Annotated in this window: 22 protein-coding genes and 1 pseudogene; 18 read left to right on the top strand and 5 right to left on the bottom strand. The window is 37.0% G+C overall.

Annotated elements, in window-relative coordinates; translation table 11 throughout:
* Positions 1-39: 39 nt before the first annotated feature.
* From noc to ychF, 8 genes are all read left to right on the top strand, one after another.
* On the top strand, positions 40-804 hold the full coding sequence (noc, locus tag LFLEISCH_RS11790; RefSeq protein WP_077907985.1) for a nucleoid occlusion protein: 765 nt from the start codon (positions 40-42) through the stop codon (positions 802-804).
* A gap of 13 nt (positions 805-817) precedes the next feature.
* Positions 818-1123 carry a hypothetical protein gene (locus tag LFLEISCH_RS11785; protein WP_007476800.1) on the top strand — a complete coding sequence of 102 codons (306 nt, stop codon included), beginning with the start codon at positions 818-820 and terminating at the stop codon, positions 1121-1123.
* 129 nt (positions 1124-1252) lie between these two features.
* Positions 1253-1990: a helix-turn-helix domain-containing protein gene (locus LFLEISCH_RS11780; RefSeq protein WP_007476798.1), complete on the top strand. Its 738-nt coding sequence runs from the start codon at positions 1253-1255 to the stop codon at positions 1988-1990.
* Positions 1991-2165: 175 nt separating this feature from the next.
* Positions 2166-2927, top strand: coding sequence for a ParA family protein (locus tag LFLEISCH_RS11775; RefSeq protein ID WP_007476797.1), 762 nt, complete (start codon positions 2166-2168; stop codon positions 2925-2927).
* A complete protein-coding gene (locus LFLEISCH_RS11770; protein WP_007476795.1) occupies positions 2920-3765 on the top strand; it encodes a ParB/RepB/Spo0J family partition protein in 846 nt (281 codons plus the stop codon). Before LFLEISCH_RS11775 ends, LFLEISCH_RS11770 begins: the two co-directional genes overlap by 8 nt.
* Before the next feature lie 26 nt (positions 3766-3791).
* A complete protein-coding gene (locus tag LFLEISCH_RS11765; protein WP_007476794.1) occupies positions 3792-3998 on the top strand; it encodes a DUF951 domain-containing protein in 207 nt (68 codons plus the stop codon).
* Positions 3999-4107: 109 nt separating this feature from the next.
* A complete protein-coding gene (locus tag LFLEISCH_RS11760) occupies positions 4108-5574 on the top strand; it encodes a catalase (RefSeq protein WP_007476792.1) in 1467 nt (488 codons plus the stop codon).
* Positions 5575-5717: 143 nt separating this feature from the next.
* Positions 5718-6818 carry a redox-regulated ATPase YchF gene (gene ychF, locus LFLEISCH_RS11755; RefSeq protein WP_007476790.1) on the top strand — a complete coding sequence of 367 codons (1101 nt, stop codon included), beginning with the start codon at positions 5718-5720 and terminating at the stop codon, positions 6816-6818.
* 50 nt (positions 6819-6868) lie between these two features.
* Here ychF and gshAB read toward each other — a convergent pair whose 3' ends face one another.
* Positions 6869-9202 (bottom strand): bifunctional glutamate--cysteine ligase GshA/glutathione synthetase GshB, encoded by a 2334-nt coding sequence (gshAB, locus tag LFLEISCH_RS11750; protein WP_007476789.1) that lies wholly within the window; start codon positions 9200-9202, stop codon positions 6869-6871.
* A gap of 150 nt (positions 9203-9352) precedes the next feature.
* On the opposite strand from gshAB, the gene LFLEISCH_RS11745 reads away from it, so the two are divergent.
* From LFLEISCH_RS11745 to LFLEISCH_RS11720, 7 genes are all read left to right on the top strand, one after another.
* Entirely contained in the window at positions 9353-10240 is an 888-nt protein-coding gene (locus LFLEISCH_RS11745; protein ID WP_007476787.1) for an ATP-binding cassette domain-containing protein, read from the top strand.
* Between the two features lie 13 nt (positions 10241-10253).
* On the top strand, positions 10254-11387 hold the full coding sequence (locus tag LFLEISCH_RS11740; RefSeq protein ID WP_007476785.1) for a hypothetical protein: 1134 nt from the start codon (positions 10254-10256) through the stop codon (positions 11385-11387).
* 138 nt (positions 11388-11525) lie between these two features.
* Entirely contained in the window at positions 11526-12182 is a 657-nt protein-coding gene (locus LFLEISCH_RS11735; protein ID WP_007476783.1) for a DUF1129 domain-containing protein, read from the top strand.
* 78 nt (positions 12183-12260) lie between these two features.
* The gene (locus LFLEISCH_RS11730) at positions 12261-12989 is read left to right on the top strand and encodes a MurR/RpiR family transcriptional regulator (RefSeq protein WP_007476781.1); all 729 of its coding nucleotides are present in this window, start codon (positions 12261-12263) and stop codon (positions 12987-12989) included.
* 393 nt (positions 12990-13382) lie between these two features.
* Positions 13383-14600, top strand: a complete 1218-nt coding sequence (locus LFLEISCH_RS11725; RefSeq protein ID WP_007476779.1) for an immunoglobulin-like domain-containing protein — start codon at positions 13383-13385, stop codon at positions 14598-14600.
* Positions 14601-14722: 122 nt separating this feature from the next.
* On the top strand, positions 14723-15322 hold the full coding sequence (locus tag LFLEISCH_RS16405; RefSeq protein WP_051057316.1) for an immunoglobulin-like domain-containing protein: 600 nt from the start codon (positions 14723-14725) through the stop codon (positions 15320-15322).
* Positions 15303-16358: an immunoglobulin-like domain-containing protein gene (locus tag LFLEISCH_RS11720; RefSeq protein WP_051057315.1), complete on the top strand. Its 1056-nt coding sequence runs from the start codon at positions 15303-15305 to the stop codon at positions 16356-16358. The genes LFLEISCH_RS16405 and LFLEISCH_RS11720 overlap by 20 nt, the downstream gene beginning before the upstream one ends.
* Positions 16359-16390: 32 nt before the next feature.
* On the opposite strand, the gene LFLEISCH_RS11715 is transcribed toward LFLEISCH_RS11720, so the two are convergent.
* The 4 genes and pseudogenes from LFLEISCH_RS11715 to LFLEISCH_RS11700 form a co-directional block, all read right to left on the bottom strand.
* Positions 16391-17266 (bottom strand): ROK family protein, encoded by an 876-nt coding sequence (locus LFLEISCH_RS11715; protein ID WP_007476772.1) that lies wholly within the window; start codon positions 17264-17266, stop codon positions 16391-16393.
* A gap of 63 nt (positions 17267-17329) precedes the next feature.
* The gene (locus LFLEISCH_RS11710; RefSeq protein ID WP_007476770.1) at positions 17330-18703 is read right to left on the bottom strand and encodes a PTS sugar transporter subunit IIC; all 1374 of its coding nucleotides are present in this window, start codon (positions 18701-18703) and stop codon (positions 17330-17332) included.
* 39 nt (positions 18704-18742) lie between these two features.
* Positions 18743-19046 (bottom strand): annotated as a pseudogene (locus LFLEISCH_RS11705) (PTS sugar transporter subunit IIB).
* 48 nt (positions 19047-19094) lie between these two features.
* The gene (locus LFLEISCH_RS11700) at positions 19095-20549 is read right to left on the bottom strand and encodes a glycoside hydrolase family 1 protein (protein WP_007476765.1); all 1455 of its coding nucleotides are present in this window, start codon (positions 20547-20549) and stop codon (positions 19095-19097) included.
* Positions 20550-21009: 460 nt separating this feature from the next.
* Here LFLEISCH_RS11700 and abc-f point away from each other — a divergent pair, with 460 nt between their 5' ends.
* The 3 genes from abc-f to LFLEISCH_RS11685 all read left to right on the top strand — a co-directional run bounded on the left by abc-f (position 21010) and on the right by LFLEISCH_RS11685 (position 24035).
* Complete coding sequence (abc-f, locus tag LFLEISCH_RS11695; RefSeq protein ID WP_007476763.1) at positions 21010-22623, top strand: ribosomal protection-like ABC-F family protein; 1614 nt, start codon at positions 21010-21012, stop codon at positions 22621-22623.
* Positions 22624-22759: 136 nt separating this feature from the next.
* Positions 22760-23443 (top strand): Crp/Fnr family transcriptional regulator, encoded by a 684-nt coding sequence (locus tag LFLEISCH_RS11690; protein ID WP_007476761.1) that lies wholly within the window; start codon positions 22760-22762, stop codon positions 23441-23443.
* A gap of 52 nt (positions 23444-23495) precedes the next feature.
* Entirely contained in the window at positions 23496-24035 is a 540-nt protein-coding gene (locus LFLEISCH_RS11685; RefSeq protein ID WP_007476759.1) for an O-acetyl-ADP-ribose deacetylase, read from the top strand.
* Positions 24036-24606: the final 571 nt, after the last annotated feature.

Here is a 24606-nt window from a genome sequence, read left to right as displayed (position 1 = left end):
AACAAGTTTGCAAAAGCGCAGTGGAAGAATTGTTGTCACTTGATTGCTATTTTACCGAATCAATTTCAGCCGCGAACTGTTTTTAATGAAGATAAGATTCAAGAGCTTGCTGAAACGATTCAAGTTCATGGCATAATCCAACCCATTGTCGTGCGCGAAATGCGTGAAGGTGGCTATGAAATTATCGCTGGTGAAAGACGATATCGTGCGGCACGTCATTTAAATCTGGAAACTATTCCAGCGATTATCCAAGACTTTAATGATGATGATACGGCATCGATTGCGTTAATTGAAAACTTGCAAAGAGAGCAGTTAACACCGATTGAAGAGGCGAAGGCCTACAATGCTCTTCTTGATATGCAAAATGTCACGCAAGGCGATTTAGCTAAACAAGTTGGTAAAAGTCAATCTGCTATTGCAAATAAATTGCGTCTTTTAAAGCTTCCTAAAGAGGTGCAGGACGCGGTTTTAGCAAAAGATATTTCTGAAAGGCATGCGCGAGCGCTATTAGCTCTTGAAACAGAGGCGCAACAAATGCTGGTTTTAAATGAAATTATCAAACAAAATTTTAATGTGAAACAAACCGATGAACTTATTCAAGAGATTTTAACCAAAAAAGAAGAAACACCTAAGCCTAAGAAACCGCAAGTGCGGGCCGTTAGTCGAGATGTCCGTATTGCGCTTAATACCATTAAAGAATCTGTGAAAATGGTGCAAAAGAGTGGTTTAGATTTAAATATAGATGAGCAGGAATCCGAGGAATTTTTTGAGATTACCATCCAGATTCCGAAAAATAAATCATAGGAAGGGGTCTAGAATGAAAATTGCAAAAATTATTTGGCATATTATTGGAATTAGTTGTGCAGCGATGATTTTACCATCGTTTGTATCCTCTATTACTACGGCTATTTTGAGTCTGCAACCGCAGCGCATGGTTATCTTTTTTATGTATCCTATGATGACAAGCCGAGCTGCGGCAGAAGTAAGTTCAGCGCGTGCCTTTTTAAATATGGGGCTAGGATATTTGATGTATATTATTGCATTTGTCTACGTTATTCTTCTCACACGACAAATTATAAATTGGTACAAAAAAGCCAAGAAATATGATGCTGAGCACAACTAAAAACAATCTTTGGATGGGATTGTTTTTACTTTTTTAGGGTATAGGAAAAAGAATAAAACTTTTAAACTCAGGTTTTTTCAGGCCTGTTAAATAAAGATGGAGGAGGGAGCGGGGAATACCGCGTACATTATGGCTAAAATTATTTTTGTAAAAGATGAGCAAGGTGAATTTCAAGCATATGATTTTGTACATAACTTAATTGTAAAAGAACCCTTAATGGCTACATTGCTATTTCAAGGATTGCTACAATTAGAAAAAGCTGAAACGAGAAAAATGAGTACGGGAAAGCAAATTTTACCTGACATTCATTTAACAATAGGGAAGAGTCAAGCTTACTCATTGCAAAGTACACGAATTGAAACATCTATAGATCAGCCCATCCAAGAAATGAAAATCCATTTCAAAGATAAAAATTGTCGCCTAATTTACTTTACTGCATTTTCAGGCACTGAAACCTATTACTGTTTTGCAAAAGGTTATTTTAAAGATAAGAATCCTTTTGCTGATAAAATGGGATCTTATCGTGAGGAAGCAAAACGTATTTTCTTAAGTCGTGTGAAAGCTGAACTAAGTATCGGAGTAGAAGAATATGACTTTGAAACATTAAAAGAATTAGCGTACAAGAATGAAGGGATTGTTCATTACCTTGATAGTTTTTCTGCAGGAATTGGGCAATTTGTATTTTCAAAGCGTATTGCTAAAAAATGGTCTCAATTAGATTTAGCTTTAAAATCAGACTTATCTCCTACAATTATTGAACGTATTGAAGCTGGTGATCCTGATTTAACTTTACGAATGTATCAAAAAGCTTGTCAGGCGCTTGAAGTTAAAGCAAATTTTAATTTTGATGAAATTACAGCTAAATAAGCATCTAAAAGGCGTCTAAGGCGCCTTTTTTTGTTTGCAAATGTTTAGAATGTTTCACGTGAAACATTTTAAAACACTTTTTTTAACGAAATGTAAGACTAAATCCAAAAGTTTTGGTAGAATAGAAAAGAAGAACATACATTTCAGGAAGTAAATAAGGGTTGGTGAGAAAAAAGTGACCAAAGTTATTGCATTAGCGAATCAAAAAGGTGGTGTAGGAAAGACTACATCTTCAGTGAATTTGAGTTCCAGCCTTGCCTTTTTAGGTAAAAAAGTATTGCTTGTAGATATTGACCCGCAAGGAAATGCTTCAAGTGGGGTTGGAATTAATAAAGGAGAGATTACGCAATGTATTTATAATGTACTTGTGGACGATGTGCCTCTCCAAGAAGTAAGACAAAAAACAGATTTAGATAATTTAGATGTTATTCCAGCAACTATTCAACTCGCAGGTGCTGAAGTGGAGCTTGTACCAGCTATTTCTCGAGAAATCCGTTTAAAAAAAGCTATAGATACGGTAAAAGAAGAGTATGATTATATTGTAATTGATTGTCCGCCTTCACTAGGACTTTTAACTTTAAATGCACTTACTGCCTCGGATTCGGTTCTTATACCAGTGCAATGTGAATACTATGCACTAGAAGGTTTAAGTCAATTGTTAAATACAATTCGAATTGTACAGAAGCATTTAAATGCGGATCTTCAAATTGAAGGTGTTCTTTTAACAATGCTGGATGCACGTACTAATTTAGGTGTTCAGGTTATTGAGGAAGTGAAAAAGTATTTCCAAAATAAGGTGTTCCAAACCATTATTCCAAGAAATATTCGATTAAGTGAAGCACCAAGCCACGGGAAACCTATTCTTTTGTATGATGCAAAATCCAAAGGTGCAGAAGTATATTTAGAATTAGCGAAGGAAGTGATTTCGCATGGCTAAAGGTTTAGGAAAAGGTATAAATGCACTTTTTAACACAGTAGACACGAATGAAGAAGCTGTTGTGCTGGTTGCAATTGATAAAATTGAAGCTAACCCATTTCAACCACGTAAAAAGTTTGATAAAATGGCAATAAATGAACTCCGCGATTCGATTAAAATTCACGGGGTGCTACAGCCAGTTATTTTACGACAAATTGACGATAAATATCAACTTGTTGTAGGGGAGCGGCGTTACCGTGCCTCGAAAGCAGCTAACTTAAAGGATATACCAGCCGTTATAAGACAGCTTAGTGATGTTGAAATGATGGAGCTCTCTGTTATTGAAAACCTGCAACGTGAAGATTTATCGCCGCTTGAAGAAGCAGAGTCGTATGCCTTTTTAATGAAAAATTTAAAGCTTACGCAGGCAAAATTAGCAGAACGAATTGGGAAAAGTCGTCCTTATATCGCGAACTTTATTCGTTTATTGACGCTTCCAGATGAAGTACAAGATATGTTACGAGATGGTTCGTTATCTGTAGGTCACAGTCGTGCATTACTGGGGCTTAAGGTGAAGAAAAATATTTTACCGCTTGCTAAAAAAACTGTTAATGAAGGCTTAACTGTACGACAGTTAGAAAAAATAGTAACAGATACAAACGAATTTGTTTCACGTGAAACAATTAAACCCAAAAAAGTACCAGCTTATATTCGAGAGAGCGAAGACCAATTAAGAAGTAAGTTTGGTACAGCAGTTAATATTAAGCGCAAAGATAAAAAAGGAAAGATTGAAATTGAGTTTTTATCAGATGAAGATTTAAATCGAATTTTAGATATATTGGATATTGACTTAGATTAATTATTCCTTGAATAGGGTGAGTATACATGGAAAAACTAAACTTCGAACTGAAGGATATTGTCGAAATGAAAAAGCCTCACCCTTGTGGGGCGAACAGGTTTCAAATCATTCGAATGGGTATGGATATTCGGATAAAATGTCAAGGTTGTGGACATAGTGTAATGATTCCACGTAGAGAGTTTGAGAGAAAAGTAAAAAGAATTATTGAAAAAGCAGAAGAATCTGGCGAGTAATTGCTAGATTCTTTTTTTAAGTTGAAATAGTTGAATATTTAGAATAAGTCATTTAAACTATAATTAGTATCATTTAATAATAATTTTAATTTAAAATGGAGGGCTTAAGATGACAAAAAAGAAAAACTTAACAACGAACCAAGGAGTTCCAGTTGGTGACAACCAAAACTCGATGACTGCCGGATTAAAAGGACCCACATTATTAGAAGACTATGTTTTAATTGAAAAGTTAGCGCATTTTGATAGAGAACGCGTTCCGGAACGTGTTGTTCATGCCAGAGGCGCGGGGGCGCACGGGAAGTTTGTCGTGAAAAATAGCATGAAAAAGTACACTATGGCGCATTTTTTACAAGAAGTTGGACAAGAAACAGAAGTTTTTGCTCGTTTTTCAACCGTTATTCACGGTATGCACTCTCCGGAAACTTTACGTGATCCACGCGGCTTCTCTATTAAGTTTTATACAGAAGAAGGAAATTATGATTTTGTAGGAAATAATTTACCTGTTTTCTTCATTCGTGATGCGATTAAGTTTCCTGATGTTATTCATTCTCTTAAGCCAGACCCACGAACAAACATTCAAGACCCTAATCGGTACTGGGATTTTATGAGCTTAACACCGGAAGCAGTAACGATGCTTACATATTTATTTAGTAACGAAGGAACACCAGCTTCTTACCGGGAAATTAGGGGTTCAAGTGTGCATGCGTTTAAATGGATAAATGAAGAAGGGAAAACGGTTTATGTAAAATTACGCTGGCAACCAAAAGCGGGGATTGTAAACCTTTCAACGGAACAAGCGTCTCAAATTCAAGCTAAAGAATTTAATCATGCCTCACGCGATTTATACGAAGCTATTGAGGCAGGTAATTATCCGGAGTGGGATTTATATGTACAAGTGTTAGATCCGGCTGACCTTGATAAATTTGATTTTAATCCTTTAGATGCCACAAAAGACTGGTTTGAAGATGTTTTTCCATATGAATTAGTCGGCACGATGACATTAAATCGTAACCCTGAGAATATTTTCGCGGAAACGGAATCGGTTGGGTTTAACCCAGGGGTGCTTGTAAGAGGGATGTTGCCTTCTGAGGATAGGCTCTTGCAAGGGCGGTTATTCTCGTATTCGGATACGCAGCGTCACCGTGTTGGACCGAACTATTTACAGCTTCCAATTAACAGTCCGAAAGCGCCTGTTCAAAATAATCAACGTGACGGTGCGATGCCGTTTAAGCAACAAACAAGTCACATTAACTATGAACCGAATAGTTATGACAACGAGCCAAAAGAAAATCCGGCATATGTAGAAGCTACGCAAGAAATTCGTGGGGATATTGCTGGGCGTCTTGAGGCGGAGAAGAAAAATAATTTTGGACATGCAAGAGAAGTTTGGCATAGATATACAGATGAAGAACGTGATGCGCTTGTGAAAAATATTGTGGATGATTGGGAGACAGTGAGGGAAGACATCAAGATTCGAAATTTACGCAATTTCTACCAAGTGGAAAAAGAGTTTGCAACTCGAGTAGCGGCAGGCACTGGGGTTGATTTAGAAAAACATATTACTGATTTAAAATAAACCTTAAAAGCAGGCTAGTGTGAACTAGCTTGTTTTTTTGTAGGGTGGTTTTTTAACTAGAAAACCTTTATAATGGTTCTTAGTGAATAGAAACGGGACGACTTGTTTCGTACTTTAATAATTTAAAAAGGAGCAATTTTAAAATGGCATTAACAGCTGGAATCGTTGGACTTCCTAACGTAGGAAAATCCACTCTTTTTAACGCAATTACGAAAGCTGGGGCGGAGGCAGCCAATTATCCTTTCGCAACGATTGACCCAAATGTAGGGATTGTGGAAGTTCCTGATGAACGTTTAAATAAATTAACAGAACTAGTAGATCCTAAAAAGACAGTGCCCACAACTTTTGAATTTACAGATATTGCAGGTATTGTAAAAGGTGCGAGCAAGGGCGAGGGTCTTGGAAATAAATTTTTATCACATATTCGCCAAGTGGATGCAATTTGCCATGTGACGCGTTGCTTTGAAGACGAAAATATTACGCATGTGGAAGGCCGAGTTGATCCATTAGACGATATTTCTACAATCAATTTAGAACTTATTTTAGCCGATTTAGAAACCGTAGATAAGCGTATTGGACGCGTTGAGAAATTATCAAAACAAAAAGATAAAGATGCGGTAGCTGAATTTAACGTGCTTTCAAAGCTAAAGGAAGCTTTTGAAAATGATAAACCAGCACGTGCAGTTGAGTTTAATGAAGAAGAAGAAAAAATCGTAAAGAATCTTTTCCTTTTAACTAAAAAACCTGTTCTTTATGTGGCGAATGTAAGTGAAGAGGATGTTTCTGATCCCGCGAGTAACCCATATGTTCAAAAAGTGCAGGAGTTTGCTGCTAGTGAAGGGTCAGAAGTCATTGCCGTGTGTGCACGTGCCGAAGAAGAGATAGCTGAACTTGAGGATGAAGATAAACGTGAATTTTTAGAAGCGCTAGGAATTGAAGAATCTGGACTTGATAAATTAATTCGCTCTGCTTATTCCCTATTAGGCTTGGCTACTTATTTCACGGCTGGCGTTCAGGAAGTTCGTGCTTGGACATTCCGTAAAGGGATGAAAGCACCGCAATGTGCAGGAATTATCCATACTGATTTTGAACGAGGATTTATTCGCGCTGAAGTCGTGGCGTATGACGCTCTTGTTGAATACGGATCAGAACAAGCGGCAAAGGAAGCTGGTAAAGTACGCCTTGAAGGTAAGGAATATTTAATGCAAGATGGCGATGTTGTCCACTTCCGCTTCAATGTCTAAAATGTTTCACGTGAAACAAACAGCCTCTAACCCTAGGTTAGAGGCTGTTTTTATTTAAATAAATAATCAATAATTTTATCACCAGTTAAAACGCGCTCTCCTTTATAAGGAAAGGCATGCATATGAGTTGCGGGGTTGAAATTCAACTCAATGATGGCCGCAGAATCATAATCTTTAGGATTTGGAGGAATGATAATATCAACGCCACAAATTTCAGCCTGAATAGCTTTAGAAGCTTTAACAGCTAAATCCTTGTAATAATCATCCATTTGGTCCGTGACATTAATACTGTCCCCACCCGTACTGATATTTGAATTTTCCCTGAGATAAACAGTCTTACCAGATGGAGGGACATCCTCAAAAGAAAGATTTTGCTGGGAAAGCATAAGCGTTTCTTCTGGGCCTTGCTGGATTTTTTCTAGTGGTTTCAAATGATGGGTTCCCCGAAGAGGATCATCATTTTTCTGTTCCACAAGTTCGCGAACCGTATGAATACCATCTCCGACCACATTTGCTGGAATTCGTTTTAAAACAGCGACAACATCGTCACCCATAACAAGAAAGCGATATTCGTCGCCAGGAATAAACTCTTCAATCATGATGGAAGAATCATGGCTAAATGCGATTTTGATAGCTTCTTCAAAAGCCTCTTTTGTAAAAAAGTCTTTAAAAATACTAATCCCAATACCGTAGTTTGTTGATTTTGGTTTAATCACAATTTGTTTACCCGAAAAAGTAGGGTAGCTCATGATAGCTTCTTCAAATTGAGTATGGTTTTCTCCGTGCGGAACACGAATTTGATGTTCTGCTAAAATTTGTTTGGTTACAACTTTATTTTCCATTGCAAGAACGGATACATAATTATCTTTAGAAGTTTTAGTTGCTTGCTTCACTAGTTCGCTTTTATTTCCGAGTGTTAGGCGCAAAAAATTTTCTGCTCGGTCTAAAACGTCTACTTTTACACCTTTTTTCCATGCAGATTTCCACACGATTTGAGTAGAAAGCTCCATATCTTCTGCGCCGATAAAACGGTAGGCAAAAGCATCGGCGGTTTCAAATGAAGTTTTAGCCGTATTTAAATGGAAAGTTAAATAGCCATGTTCTTTAATTTCTTGAGTTACACGAGCTGCGATGGTTTTGGAAGCGTCTACTACACGCGCTTTTTGTAGCGCCACGACATTAGCTAAATAGTCATTTTTGGGTGCTAATTCAGTAAGGAAAGCTTCCATTTTAGCGATTTCTTTTAAACCAGCTTCTGAAAAGGCTACTTCTGAATGATCACATTCGGTGATATTAGGATGGGCCAGGCCAGAAAGAGCTACCAGTTCTTCATTTTTATCAGAAATTTGTTGGTTATTTGGACAAAGCTCATTATTTTCGGAAAGCAAACCTGTAAGTAAAAATAGGTGAATAAAATGCAAGGTTTCCTTTGCGATACCATTTTCTTCAAGTGGATTTAGATCGATGGAGCGGATTTCAAGATACTCCACACCTTTTTGGGCTAAACTTTCAAGCGATTGATCCGTGTGGCTGTTTTTTAAACGAATCGGGTTATAGAACTCACGCATGCTATTAATTTGCCCGTTTTCAATATGTTTTGCGATGGAGTGTATATAGCCGTCAAACGTGTCGTAGTCAACATGTAGGGCATCTTTATTTTTATAACCAGCAGAACTGTTTCTAAGGGAAATGCCGTCTTTTAAAATACGTGCATTTTCGGCCGCATTTTCGGCGCCGGAAACGGTAGTGAAGCCCTCCATATAGGCGGGGCCGGCACCGGTGAGGTAAATAAGAAGCCAGCGATTTTTCATGAAATATTTGGCGACTTTTAAATAGATACGATTTTTAAAGTCCTGAAAAGTTTCGTTTTCTGTCCGGGAAGTTTGAAAAAGAGCCTTTAAAAATTCATCTGAAAAAGAAAAGTTATAGTGAATTCCTGATAAAAGTTGAATTTTCTTTCCGTATTCGGTCGCAAGATGCTCTCTGTAAAGACGGCTCGAATCCTCTTTATTACGGTAGACTGCAATCGGAATGTTTTCTTCATCAGGAATAAGTCCAGGGTTACTATTTGGCCATAAATACTCATCTTTTGGGAGTGCTAGTGAAACAATATGGTGCAGATTGGTAATGGCGTTATAAACATCGTCAACAGAATCACAAACGGGTGTTATCATTTCCACTTGGCTTTCCGAAAAGTCCGTTTTAATATAAGGATTTTCTTCTTTTGGTCCGAAAATGGGAGGATGGGGCGTGAGCGCTAGATTTCCACTAGGCGTAACGCGTAAATTCTCTTTTTCCAAACCGAAGTGCCCTGAAAAAAGTTGCTGAATCATGTGAGGATTACTTTTAATTTGGGCAATAAATTGTGAATCTAATTTAATCATGCTTTCACCTCAGGCGCATTTATTTATCATACTCATATTACAACAAAGCGCGTGAATAGTATAACATTTGGTTTGTGAAAATAGTTAGTATTTCTCTTGTTTTCATGTATAATGAAAAAGTGAGGAAAATTGTGGAAGGAATGGGAACTTATGCGCGTAGAGAACATCAAAAAAGTTATTGACGAAAAAATTGTCCTACAAAATATTTCTTTTGAGTTAAAACCCGGTGAAATTACAGCGCTAATCGGGCGAAATGGTGTTGGGAAAACGACCCTATTTAGTACGATGATGGGGATTTTTATTCCAGATGAAGGTAAAATTACCATTGATGGCGAGGATGTCATGAAAAATCCGTCGCTAAAACGCAAAATTTTCTTTTTAGAAGATAGTATGAATTATTTTAATTCTCATAATGTGAAAACAATTGTGAAACTATATCGTTCGATTTATACGGATTTTGATGAAATCTATTTTCAAAATTTAATGAATCGTTTTGATATCAAAATGGATACGAAAATCATTTCATTTTCTAAGGGACGAAAAGCTTTATTTTTTATGATTTTAGCTTTCTCTTTAAACGTTCAATACTTACTTTTAGATGAGCCGATGGACGGATTAGATGTGATTATTAAACGAGAAATACTAGACTTTATTTTAGAACAGGCAAAAGAAAAAAAGACGAGCGTTTTGATTGCCTCACATCGCCTTGATGAATTAGATGAAATTGCTGATCGTGTTTTTATTTTAAAAGGTGCTTCGCTTGAACTTGATTTATACTTAGAAGAATTTAGGCAGCGTACGATGAAAATTCAAGTAGCCTTTAAAACAAAAGGTGTCCCGGATTTTGTGAAAAATGAGGCAAAATTGCTTTACCGAAACGGACAAATCTATACCATCTATGTTTCAGAAGAAAAAGAAGAGTTTTTAAAACGAATTAAACGTGAACAAGTCATTCTACTAGAAGAAATGACGATGACAATAGAGGACATTTTCACTTTTTATTTGGCAGAAGAAAAAATTTCATACTTAGAATTGTAAGGAGGTTCTGAATTTGTTTTCAAAAGGATTATGGTATAAGGAATGGCAAAGTTCGAGGTGGATTTTACTGCTCCTTGTCTTTATGTTTTTAATTGGCATTTTTGGCGGGATGATGACTGATGCGAATACATGGGCCGATACACGCGACTACTATCATTCTGAATCTTTTAAAAAGGAACAAGAAAGTGATCCGGATTTGCAACTATCAGATGAGGAAATCAAAACCAATTTAACCATTGTTTACTTAAATCCACTTTTTCCTGAATTAGTAAACGCAAAATACCGCGATATAAGTCCTTACTACATATCATTTACAAATTCAATATTTTTCGATATTATCAAAATCGCCGTTTTTGCACTAGGTCTATTTATCGTAGCATTTGAGCGTTTTACTCGGAAAAATCGATTTACGGCGATGTTGCCTTATAAGAGGTGGCATGTTATAACCGTTAAACTGACTTTAGGAATTGCTGCAATCATAGCAGGCTTAACCAGTGCGCTTGGGATAGGAATACTTTATTTTCAGATGAAAATTCCGAGTCAATATTTAAACTGGGAAAAAACAAAACTATTTCATGATATTTTAGGTGCCTATTTAAGTTTTATTTTAATCTTTTTAGTGGCGGTTGCGATTGGCTTATGTATTGCTTCGCCTGTTGCAAGCCTATTAATTGGGGTAGGTGCGCTGTTATTTCCAGTGTTACTTGTTTCAAGCGTGGATAAAATCTATATGATTTTACATCGCCATGCGGAAAATCTGGATATGTCGAAACTTATCTTACGTGAAGATTATTTGAAAATATTTTCTCCTTTTGAAATGCAGTTAAAATCAGTCGGCGCCCTCTGGTTTTTCTTTTTCTTAGCAATTTGTTTAGTGGTCTTCATCCTATTCCTCTTTCAAAACCAAAAACTAGAGCGAAATGGACAATTATTTGCGTTTAACTCGATTAAATGGGTAGTTTATTTCTTTTTTGCATTAAGTTCAGGTTTATTTATAGCGAATGCAGTGGATGGAAATATAGAATCAGGGATTTCACTAAGCCTTTATATCACAATCGCACTTGTTGTACTTATTGTGGCCTTTTTACTTGCAGCATGGCTAGTTCGTCGTTATGAAGCCTATTTTCAAATGGCAAAATCAAGTTAAATGCTATCGCGTTTTAGAAAAAGTTTAGGTATAATAAAAGGGTACGAAAAGCGACATATCTGGATGGCTTGAAAGTTGTCTCATATGAATAATTTGAAGAACAGCGATATTTGCTGAAAAATAGGAGGATTTAATTTCGTGACTATAGAAATAAATAACATTTCTTTAAGTGAACAAAAAGAAAAACTCACAAAAAAGAATTTGCAGTATGTGCAAGAAGTGGAAAAACATTTGCGCCAAACAGACTATCCAGAATCGCAACAAGAAACCATTATTAGTGAGATGGTGGAAAAAATATTGGCGGAACAAAAGCAAGGTGTGACAGCCCGTAAATTATTTGATTTAACGCCAACAGAATATGTCACGTCATTAACGGTTAAAGCTACAAAAATTGCTAATGAACCGAATACAAGTAAGTGGTGGCTCGGTTTAGACGGTGGATTACTCGTTTTAGGTGCAATGATGCTTATTTCTGGATTGAGTGCCTATTTCCAAGGGCAAACTTTAGGCTTAGCAGTTCTTCTCATTACAGGGATTATTGGTGGATTTGCCATGATTATTTTACGACGTTACGCAACAGAAATGCGTGCTGGTAGAAAAGGCGGGACACTACGTTATATTTTAATGGCCGTTTTAGTGATAGCCATCTGGATGTTCGTTATGACTATGGTGCAAATTATGGTACCACCAGCTATTAATGTAGCACTAGATCCTACTGTAATGGTCATCGCTGGGGCAGCTATTTTAGCCCTAAGATGGTACATTAAAAGAAAGAAAAACATTCCATCCTTATAAAAAAGCAGAAGCAGGTTAACAACCTGCTTTTCGTTCATTATTTCCCGGGAAATAATAGCGCTAGATTGGAGAGATAAGATGTTTTCATACGAGGTGATTAAGCAATTCACAGAGACGGAACAACATTTATACCGTTTTATTATGGAAAATAGAGATAAAGTCATCTTCATGCGAGTGAGGGAGCTTTCGGAGGCTACACATGTATCACCTGCTTCTATCGTCCGCTTTACAAGAAAGCTTGGATTTGATGGCTTTTCAGAATTCAAAGTCCAACTCAAACAGGAAGTGAAGACTAGCACGCGTAAGAAAACAGCTGATACTGTTGAGGTTTTGGAGGAGTTTTTTGAGCGGACGCTTAATCGGGACTATGACCAGCAGTTAGATGCAGCTGTAAATATGATTCACCAAGCTAGTCTAGTGGTGTTTTTTGGAATCGGGACATCAGGCATTCTTGCTGAATATGGTTCTCGTTATTTCTCAAACTTAAAGAAACGAACGTTTTACATTAAAGACCCATTTTATCCCAATCCAGGGGAGCAGTTTGAAAATGCTGTGATGATTATTTTATCGGTTTCGGGAGAGACGGATCACGTGATTTTGCAAGCACAAAACATGCGAGAATATGGTAGTAAGATTATTAGTATTACAAATACAACGAAAAACACATTATCGGGTCTATCGGACATTAATATCCCTTATTTTGTGACGCCTGAAATGGTTGATCGTACGAATATTACTACTCAAATTCCAGTTTTGTTTTTATTGGAGTCGATGGCTAAACGGACGTATAATCGGGAACATGCCTAAAAGCGATAGCAAAATAGCTGTCGTTTTTAGGCTTTAATTCTGTAGATAAAATTTAGTTTTAATATTTTTTATCTTGTCCTAAAATAAATTAAGAAAGCGCTTTCTGGAGTCTTTTAGGGTAAAAAACTGACATTCTAGGGAATTTTTCGTTTCCGTTTTTAAAAATATGTTATAGTATGCACAAGTCGATGGAAAGCCTGATATTGTACGCTTTATAAAGTCTGAATTGTGTACAAAATAATTATAAGGAGGGTTGTTAAACGGGTTCTCGTGCGACTGTGTTTTTTATGCAAAGCTTTGTTCATGATGAATCAATCTGAGGGGCGTCTTTCTTAAAATTTATTGCATAGAAAAGAAGATTGATTATCAACTAAAATTTAAAGGAGTTTTAAAGTGAAAAAAAGAAAATCTTTAAAAAAAGTAGTTACATTAGTTTTAGCAACGGTGATGGTAGTGGCACCGGTGATCTCATCTAAACCTTTAAATGCTTATGCAGAGAGTGCTGAGAATAATCTAACTGTCAGTGAGAATAATGGTTTAGATGCGTCATCAAGAACCGCAGCTAGAGTTATCGATACTTTCACACCAAAGCAAACGAAAGTGAATACTAAATATACTGTCTTGTATACGTGGAAAGTGAAGAAGTATACGACGGATACAGTATGGGCTGTGTATAATTTTTCTGATGGTACAACAGCTGAACGAAATATTGAAACTTTAGGTAGAACAGCGACAACTACTATTTCAGGCACAGACGTTTATAATACAAATAAACCAATGAAGTCAGTTACGATACAAATTCGTACAAGCAAAAATGTCGTTTGCACTAAAAGAACGGAGCTAGTTGTAAGTAACAGTGAACCAGTTATTTATGCCAATGATAAAACGATTCAACAAGGGGAATGGTTTAATCCTTATGCTGGCGTAAGTGCATGGGATGCAGAAGATGGTAATCTGACTCATATGGTAGCGGTTGTTAAAAATAATGTAAATACAAATGTACCAGGTACGTATTATGTGACTTATGAAGTGACAGATTCAGATGGAAATACCGTACAAAAGACTATCACGGTAACAGTTCAAGGAAAAGAAACAAGCGGAACAATTACACCAAATATTTATACCCTCGGAGAATCCTATATTACAGGGACTTACACGGGCGATGTAGCGTATGCTGATCTTTACATTAATGGTGTAAAAGTAGATACAGGCGGAAATTTCAATAATGGTTATTTCTCATATGCTGTTAACAGCAATTTGATCACAAGTTCGACAACACAAGTTTACTTAGCTGCTTATGATAAAAATGGGAAACTGCTAGATAGAAAATCCGTTCCGATTTGTGCAAAAGGTTACGGTGCGATTATTCCAAATGAATACCACATGGGAAGTTCAGAAATTACAGGGACATATACAGGTGACGTAAGCTACGCTGAATTATACGTCAATGGTTCTTACGTAAGTAGAGGCGGAAATTTCGTAAATGGCTACTTCACGTACTGGATTGATAAAAATCTAGTGAAAAGTGTTACAACACCGATGTCGCTTATTGCTTATGATAAAAATGGAAAAGTATTAAACAACCCGATTATTTTCATTACAGACAAATAATGATTTAGAAGGAGTGTTAGACCGTGGAAAACAAAACAAAAAAAATTACTTAAAAAAAAGCTTAAGTATCGACAGCAGCTATCATTTTAGTTGGTGGACAATTTCTTGCATTCGCACCTCAAGTGGCAAATGCAGAATCAGTGAGTAAAGAAGACATTTCTATTGAACCTTACGATACAGATACTATTCATAATTTTACGCCAACACAAACTAAAAATAGTGCTGGTAACTATGTGATTAGCTATACTTGGTCGGCTACTGTAGCGGATGCAAGACATACTATGACAGCTGTTTATAATTTAGAAGATGGCACAACACAAGAAGAAGTTATTTTTAATGGTGGACAAGCGTATGACATTAACGGAACAGTGAATTTTGTTGCTAGAGGTGCTGTGAAGAGTGTTACACTAGTAGCGAAGAATAGAGAAGGAATTAGTCATGCGGAAAGAACAGCAAATATCTCTGATAAAACGGGTAGCATGCCAGTTATTAATGCTTCTGATATTGAGTTAAATGTCGGAGATAAATTCGATCCAATGGCTAATGTGACGGCAACAGATAAAGAAGATGGAGATTTAACAAATAAAATTAAAATTACAGCGAATAATGTAGATACGAGTAAAACGGGAACTTATCATGTTACTTACTCCGTACAGGATTCCGATAATAATATTACAACAAAAACTATCACTGTTAAAGTTGTTGAAAAAACAAGTGGGTGAAATCAAATCAGCTGTTTATGTTGTTGGAAACAGCGCTATCACAGGGACTTATTCAGGTGATGTGACACAATTCCAAGTAACAGTAAATGGAGCAAAATTATACACAGGCGGAACAACTGCAAATGGGACTTTCAATTACAATGTGGACGCGGATTTAATCGGCCCTAATGATGTTGTAACCATTACAGCTTTTGATAAAAACGGTCGAGTGCTAGATGAAAATAAACCTGTTAAAATTATTTCTGGAACTTTTTCCCCAGATGAGTATGTTATTGGAGAATCTAAAGAAATTACAGGAACTTACACAGGTGATGTGCATCACTTTGAATTATATGTAAATGATTTCAAAGTAAGTGATGGCGGTTCAGCAGTTGGAGGAAAATTCAACTACTATGTACAAAATGGTCGAATTAAAGAAGGCGATAATGTTTACCTTATTGCTTATGATGTAAATGGTAATAAATTAGCTACAGAACCAGTTAAAGTATCTGTTTATAAATCTTCTGGAACTATTACTCCGGATACTTATGTCCTTGGAAGTGGAAAATACATTACAGGAACATTCACAGGTGATGTGAGCTATGCGAAAGTAACTGTGAACGGGGTGGAACTAAGCCCAGGTGGAGATTTCCTTACAAACGGAAATGAATTCACTTATTATGTAGATAGTCTGATTAGAAATACAGATGCAGATGTTACCATCACAGCATATGACAAGAACAACAATCAATTAGATTCTAAAAAAGTTAATGTTGTAGCTCCAGATTTCAATGGTGACATTTACCCTGATGAATACATTTTAGGAGAAGCTTATATTACGGGGATTTTTGAAGGTGATGTAAGTTATGCTAAAGTATATGTAGATGGTAGAGAACTTAAACCAGGCGGGAATTTTGATGTGAATACACATGAATTTACCTACTATGTTGGTGCAAACACCGTTACTAATATTAATCAAACCGTTACAATTGTTGCTTATGATCAGTACTACAATGAATTAAATCGTCATGATGTTTTCTTAGCTGAACATAATTAATACTTTTAAAATGAGGCTCCTGCGCAGGAGCCTCATTTTTCGTTTTGGCATAAATAGTGATAAGTTGCCCCAAGCAAACCCGCACTATTTTTATAAGAAGCCGTGTCGATTATCGTATCTCGTAAACCAAACCATTCCATTTGGCCACGTAATTCCTCTAAAAAGCTAGGGCGGCTGGTAATTCCACCACCTATAAAAATATGAGTGGGATCGAATAAGTAAATTAAATTATAAAGACCCATACAAATACCGTTAAAAAATTCGTGGACAAGCCTTGTAGAGAGTGGATCTCCGGCGTCATATTTTTCAAAAATAAGTTCTCCTGTTATGTCTGAAAGGGGGATGTTTAAGGTGCGCGCGTAATTTTTGCGTAAGGTTAGCATGGTCGTCGTTTCGTTTAATGTAGCAGCGGGTACGCGGCCGCTAGACGGTCGATAAGCGAACATATAACCAAATTCACCTGCACGGAATTTGCCGCCTCTTATGAGCTCTCCGTTTGCGAAAATGCCACCGCCAATTCCCGTACCAATCGTTAAACAAAGAAAATGATCTAAATGTTGTGCTTTTCCGAGCCATTTTTCTGCAAGCGCGACACAATTCGCGTCATTTTCAACTGAAACAGGCTTTCCCGTTTTGTTTTCTAAATGCGTTTTTATATTAAAGTTGTCGAACTCGCGAATCGCACCGCCCATTGTAATAAGGCCCGTTTCAGGATTGACGTAGCCAGGCGCACTAATGGCAATTCCTTTTGCGTCTATCCACTTAGTATGAAAGCTTTCGATTTTCTGTAAAATTTGCCTGCCGTCGCTCTTCGAAATAGCCACAGTATCCGTATCAATTAAATTCCCATCTTCAGAAACAACGCCCATTTTAAGGGCAGTTCCGCCAATATCGAATGCAAGTATCATTTAGGTTTGCTCCTTTTAAAAAACAGCTAAAACCAAGTTTGCTCGATTTTAGCTGTCATTTTTTTATTTTGCCACTTCAGGCTTTGTTTTTTCAGCAGATTCCGTAGCATTTGCATCCATTGCTGCGTCTGATGCGGCCACTTTATTTGAAATAATAACAAATGGCAAGTAAATGAGCGTCGAGACGGCTAAACAGAGAAGACCAACAAGGAGTGCTAACCAGTTACCGCCTGTACCTAAGAAAGGAATAAGAGGCCCTGGAGTAGTCCACGGTACTTGATAGGCAATTGGCGGAATGATTTTAGTTGCGACAAAGAAATATCCGACAAGCGTTGTAACAGCAGGAACGACAATAAATGGAATGAACATAATTGGGTTTAATACAATAGGCAAACCGAATATAACAGGTTCATTAATATTGAAGAGCCCTGGTGCGATAGATAGTTTAGCAATATCGCGATGATCTGCTCGGCGTGAGGCAATAAAGATGGCGATTAAAAGGCCAAGTGTCATACCAGAACCGCCGTAGTTAGAGAAAGCATCATTTAAGCCGGCCCAAGTTGCTGGATAAGGCGCGCCCCAAGCAGAACCATGTTCAGAAACGTAGGATAAGTTCGCTAAATTTGGTTCAGTGAAGATGGTGTCACGAATCGCCGCAACGGTGTTAGGGCCGTGAATACCAAGTACCCAAAGTAAGTTTGAAATAAAACCAAGAATTAAGACGGAATACACATTCGTTCCCATATCTTTAAGAGGGGATTGAATGACTTTATAAACTAAATCATGAAGTCCTGCTGGTGCGATTAAAGAAATTAAATAGTTTAACACAGAGAAGAGGACCATGACGATAATAACAGGGACTAATACTCTAAAAGAACGCGAAACAGCTGGTGGAACTTGTGGTGGCATTTTAATGGCTAAGCGTTCATTTCGAGCCAAGCGACTAAAAACTTCACCCGTAATAAGACCTACAATTAAAGCGACAAATAGACCTTGTGCACCTAAAAATTTTGTTGTTAAATAAGTTTGTTCTTCTACAATTGTATAAGGCGTATAGATGATAAAAAAGGCACCAATGGCAGTAAGACCACATAAAAGTTCGTCTTGTTTAAAGAATAAGGCTAAATTTCGAGCTACTAAAAAGACGATTAAAATGGCCATAATATTTGTTGAGCCTTGGAGAATCGGGGCAAAGATAGCCTGCGCTTCTGCTAAGTTAGGGAAAATCTTACCTAAGAATAAAATTTTAGCAATAAATCCATCTGGAGATAAAACGGCAAAGTTAAGTAAAATAATGATTGAACCGGCCATGATAAGAGGGAAAACTAGGATAAAAGCGTCTCGGATAGCTGCAATATGACGTTGTGAATTCAGTTTGTTAGCAACAGGAACTAAAAACCGTTCCATGCCATGTTCAAATTTGGTCATTAAACTCATTAAAAAAACCTCCCAATTTTAAATTTCTTTATTCAAACTTTAATGAATTGTAGCAAGCGCTTTCGTTAAAACAGCAGCACCGTCCATTTTACCATAATCCATCATATCGATAACGGTTACAGGAATTCTACCATCAGCCATTTCTTTGATTTGTTTTTCTTGATAGCGTACTTGCGGACCAAGCATGACAATGTCTACATGAGCTATCTTGTCACTCGCCTCAGAAATGGAAAGGGCTTCTATATCGATCTCTTCACCAATATCCTTTGCGTGCGCTTTCATTTTTTTCAACAAGCAAGCTCGTAGACATTCCTGCTGCACAAACTAATAATATCTTTTTCATATAAACTCTCCTTTTCATGCCCCGCAAGATGCGGGGCGAGGTTCCATATTATTTTTTGATTTCTTGTTCAATATTTTTACCGTTTTCTGAAATGGTTTTCTTATACCAGAAATAACTATCTTTTTTATAACGAGCAAGTTCTTTCTCATCTGTTTCATCCCGGTCCACGTAAACAAAGCCATAACGTTTTTGGTAACCATTTAGCCAGCTTAATAAATCCGTGAAGCTCCACGTGCAGTAACCAATCATTTCAACACCATCTGTAATGGCTTCTTGAATCGCATATAAGTGACTGCGAATATAATCGATGCGGTATTCATCATGCACTTCTTTTGTATCTGTTAATGTATCATATTCGCCGAGGCCGTTTTCTGTAATCATGATAGGAAGACGGTACCGGCTCGTAATGCGTCTAAGCCCAATTCTAAGACCGGTAGGATCGATGTCCCAGTCCCAGTTTGTTTTTTCCAAATAAGGGTTGTTGACATGTTTAGAAATGCCCGGAATTCCACTCTCTTCGGTGGTTCCTTTTTTACCAGTTGTATTCATCTTTCCAGCGCCAACCCCGTCTCTTGGGTTAAAAGCATTGGTCATAGTGCGGTAGTAGTTAACCCCCATAAAGTCTGGACGACCGCGTTTTAATAGCTCCGTATCGCCTGGTAAAACAGTAGGGGCAAGATCATTTTCGACTAGCCAGTTCCAAGCGGCTATCGGGTACTCTCCAAACGTATAAACATCCATCCAGAAATAGGCGTTTAGTTCTTCGCTATCAAGTGCGGCAAGAACATTTTTTGGATTGGCATCAATGGAATAACTTGGTCCGTAAGCAAAACTTGGGCCAATTTTGCCATCTAATCCTAACTCGCGATACTTGGCAATTGCAGAGGCATTCGCTAAATTAGCGATATGATTCGCTTCATACATCTGTTTAGTATCCGAAATGCCAGGCGGATGATATTCTAATTGGTATCCATGCGTGATAAAAACATTTTGTTCATTTAGAGTCACCCAATATTTTACACGGTCGCCAAAGCGTTTGAAGAGGACTTCCGCGTAATCAGTAAAATCTTGAATAATACGTCGGGATAGAAAACCACCGTACTCATCTTGAATACCCTGAGGAATATCCCAGTGATAAAGCGTTACTACAGGCTCAATACCGTATGAAATCAATTCATCAATTAAACGATCATAAAATTGTAAGCCCGCTTCATTTACCGCACCATTTCCGTGTGGAATAACGCGACTCCACGCAACTGAAAAACGGTAAGCTCGTAAGCCTTGCTCGGCCATTAATTTCACATCTTCTTGATAGCGATGATAATGATCTACCGCTACATCACCATTTGTTCCTTTATATGTTTTACCGGGAATTCTCACAAAGTTGTCCCATACTGATGGGGCCTTGCCATCTTTGTCCCACGCGCCTTCCACCTGATAAGCGGCAGAAGCTGATCCCCAAAGAAAATCTTCTGGGAATGGTTTTAAATTTTTATGTTCCATATTGGCACCTCCGAATAGTCACTGTGTCTTTCTTAAATTAAATGTAAGCGGTTTTCCGGTTGCCGTAAATAGTTTTTAGCCTTTTGGGTCATTGTTTCACTCGATTGGTAAAAATTTCAAGCGTGAAACAAGGTGTTTCATTGACAAAAAGTCAAAATCAAGCTATCCTCTAAGTAATAAAATGAAAAGTGAGGTGAGATGAATGTTTCTTTCAAAAGCGCAAAGATGTCTAAATGAATATTTATATATTGTTCGTGCGCTTTTTTCCATTTTTTCAGTTGCAGGGGATAAGTCTGCCCTAATTTCAGTAACTGAATAAATTAAAATGGAAGAGAAGCATGGATCTCATTGAGTATAAATAAAATGATGCCAGGCGCTTGTCGGCGTCTTTTTTTGCGTATAAAAAAATGTTTCATGTGAAACATGCCTATCTCTTCCGCTTGGAATGGAGTAGGAAAAAATGAAAATAATAGATTTCAATCAAGTAAGTAAAAGCTATGTTGGAAATAAAATTCTTGATCAAGTTTCGATGCAAATTATGGAAAGTGAACGTGTTGGCCTGATTGGACGTAATGGGGAAGGTAAAAGCACCATACTTAAAATTATGGCGCAAAAGGAAAAAGTAGATAGTGGCGAAGTGACTACGAAAAAGGGTTTGCGTATTGGCCTGTTAGAGCAGTTTCAGGATGCATACCATACGCTTACTGTAGACGCTGTTTTAAAAAGTAGCTTTACTCATTTATTTAAAATTGAAGCGAGAATGAAGCAACTAGAAAAAGAAATGGAATCAAACGTTTCAACTAAAATTTTAGGTCAGTATGGTGAGTTGCAGACAGCTTTTGCTGAACAAGGCGGTTATGAAATAGAGTCTGCTATTTCAAAGGTCGTAAACGGATTAGGCATTAAATCCTTACAAGGGAAAATATACGAGGATTTAAGCGGCGGTGAACAAACAAAGGTAGCGCTTGGAAAATTACTATTACAAAATCATGATTTAATCCTTTTAGACGAACCCACCAACCATCTAGACATTCAGGCGGTCAACTGGTTAACCCAATTTTTGAAACAATATAAGGGGGCGGTTCTTATTGTATCTCATGACCGTTATTTTTTAGATGAAGTAGTAGATAAAATGATAGAGCTAGAAAATCAAGAACTCATCACCTATCACACCAATTTTTCGGGTTATTTAAAAGAACGTGAAGAGCGGCTTTTAAAAGAATTTCAAACTTATAAAGATCAGCAGAAGAAAATTAAGAAAATGAAACAAGCAATCAAAAGGCTTAGAGAATGGGGAATGCAGGCCAACCCGCCTAATGATGCTTTCTTCAGGCGAGCAAAAAGTATGGAGAAAGCCTTGGCGAAAATGGAAATAATGAAACGACCTGTTTTAAGTCAAAAAGAAATGAAACTTACATTTGAGGAAGCAAAACGTGGCGGTGAGGATGTCGTCATATTGGACAGTGTTTCAGGAGGTTTTTCGAAAAAAACGCTATTTGAAAATCTTGACTTACACATTCGTTTGGGCGAGAGAATTGCTTTGATTGGGGACAATGGGGTTGGAAAAACAACTTTAATTCGCATGATTTTAGGACACGTTCAGCCAAATTCTGGTGAAGTGAAATTAGGAAGTAATATTAAAATGGCGTACCTTTCACAACAAATGGAGGCCATTAATGAAAATGAGACGGTGCTGAGTTATTTCAGACAGTATGTTCATGTTCCAGAAGCGGAAGCGAGAAATCAGTTAGCGAGTTTTATGTTTTATAAAGATATGGTTTTCCAAAAAATTAAGAATTTAAGTGGAGGTGAGCGTATGCGTCTACGGCTGGCCACTTTTATGAATCAAGAAGTGAATATGCTCATTTTAGACGAACCAACGAATCATTTAGATATTGCATCTTGTGAAGTTTTGGAAGAAGCAATTCGCCAATTTAAAGGAACCGTACTTGTTATTTCACATGATCGCTATTTTATAAATGAAATTTGCACGCGCACGCTTTATTTACATGATAGAAAAGTATCCAGTTATGAAGGGGATTACTCGTACTTCTCTCAAAAAGTTATAATTTAGCAAAACTGTGAATGTTTTTGTGACTTTTTTGTGAAAGTTCAAAAATAGAGGCTGAATTCTGTAAGAAAGTATTTAACAAATAATGTAAATTTAGATTATGATTTTATTAAAAGAAATTACAAAGAGGAGTTTTTTTATGATTTACAATAGAGAGAGGCAAAATGAGATCGTTTCAGAAGATATAATTCTAACCCTTTGTAAACAAGAAAAGGATTTTAATCGTTATGCGAAAATGGTCCTATTTAAAAAAAATCAAAATATTTTTACAGAGTTAAATTCAGAAGGCAAAATCTATTTTTTAGTAGCAGGCACAATGATGATGAATTTAAGCTTCCAAGAAGAAAATCAACAAGAACTAATTTTAAAATTCTTAAGCGAAAACACTTTTTTTTCACCAGATTCATTTAAAGAAATTGATGATTCTATTAAAGTAAAGGCGAAATCGCTTACAAGCGGTGCGTGTTGGGAAATTAATTTTAGCTTTTTGCAAAAAGTAATCAGGCAAGCGGGTATCGAAAGCGAGTTTCATTCTAAGCAACTTTCCAAGTTTTTACAAATGACCTTAGATCACTTGGCGAAAAGCACCTTGTCAAAAGAAGCGAGAATTCGTTCAAGTATTGCGCAAATTGGTCGTGAACTTGGCCGAGAAGATGAATTTGGCCAAATTACGCTCCCGCCTGAAATCACCCAGCCAATTATCGCGAAGTTTTCAACAGCAACGCGTGAATTTGTTGCACTAACGCTCGGACGTTTAGTTGATGAGGGAATTCTAAAGGTTCGACCTAAGCCTTGGATTATTAATGATATTAATCGACTTTAAGAGATGCACTTTCTCTCCCTATGTTTTAAAATAGGGGAGGAGGTGCTTTTTTATGAAAATACATTTACAACAAGGTGATATTACTAAATTAAAAGTAGATGCCCTTGTGAATGCTGCAAATAACACACTCCTAGGCGGTGGCGGTGTAGATGGTGCGATTCATCAGGCGGCAGGACCGGAATTACTTTCAGCTTGTAAAGAAATTATAGATAAAATTGGGAGTTGTGCGACAGGTGAAGCGGTCATCACAAAAGGGTTTCAATTAGATGCGCGCTATGTGATTCATACAGTTGGCCCAATTTGGCATGGCGGAGATAAACGCGAACCCAATTTGTTAGCGTCTTGTTACTGGAAATCACTTGAATTAGCTGCTTATAAAGAACTTAGTAGTATAGCTTTCCCTAACATTTCTACAGGGATTTATCAATTTCCAAAAGAGCTAGCAGCAGAAGTTTCGATTGATACAGTCTCTGAATGGATAAAAGCAGAGCCAGATACATCATTAAAAGAAATTTATTTTATATGCTATGATGAAGAGAATTTTCAGATTTACGAAGAAAAGTTAAAAGAGAGACATCTTTACGATTTATGAAAAAAACAAAATGAAACTCTTAGCAAACTTTCATTTTGTTCACAGTAAATTTTAGGGGTAGCGGGTTAATATATAACCATAAGCTAACAACAAACATTTTCATTTTCCCCTTTTAATGAAAATCCCAAAACTCCCTTTTTGACCAACGTGGTTCCTCCCTTTTCCACGTTGGTTTTTTAATGCAAAAAAAAAGAATAATGAAATGAAACTCTTAGCAAACTTTCATTTTGTTCACAGTAAATTTTAGGGGTGGCGGGTTAATATATATTCATAAGCTAACAACAAAACATTTTCATTTTCCCCTTTTAATGAAAATCCCAAAACTCCCTTTTTGACCAACGTGGTTTCCTCCCTTTTTCCACGTTGGTTTTTTAATGCAAAAAAAGAATAATGAAATGAAACTCTTAGCAAACTTTCATTTTATTCACAGTGAATTTTAGGGGTGGCGGGTTAATATATACTCATAAGCTAACAACAAAACATTTTCATTTTCCCCCTTTTAAATGAAAATCCCCAAAATCATCCCTTTTTTCTACCTCTAACCACGTTGGTTCCTCCCTTTTCCACGTTG

The organism is Listeria fleischmannii subsp. fleischmannii LU2006-1, from assembly GCF_000344175.1.
In the GTDB taxonomy this organism is placed as follows: Bacteria; Bacillota; Bacilli; order Lactobacillales; family Listeriaceae; genus Listeria; species Listeria fleischmannii.
Note: the sequence above shows the minus strand (reverse complement) of the source record. Positions and strands in the feature narration are given on the sequence as shown.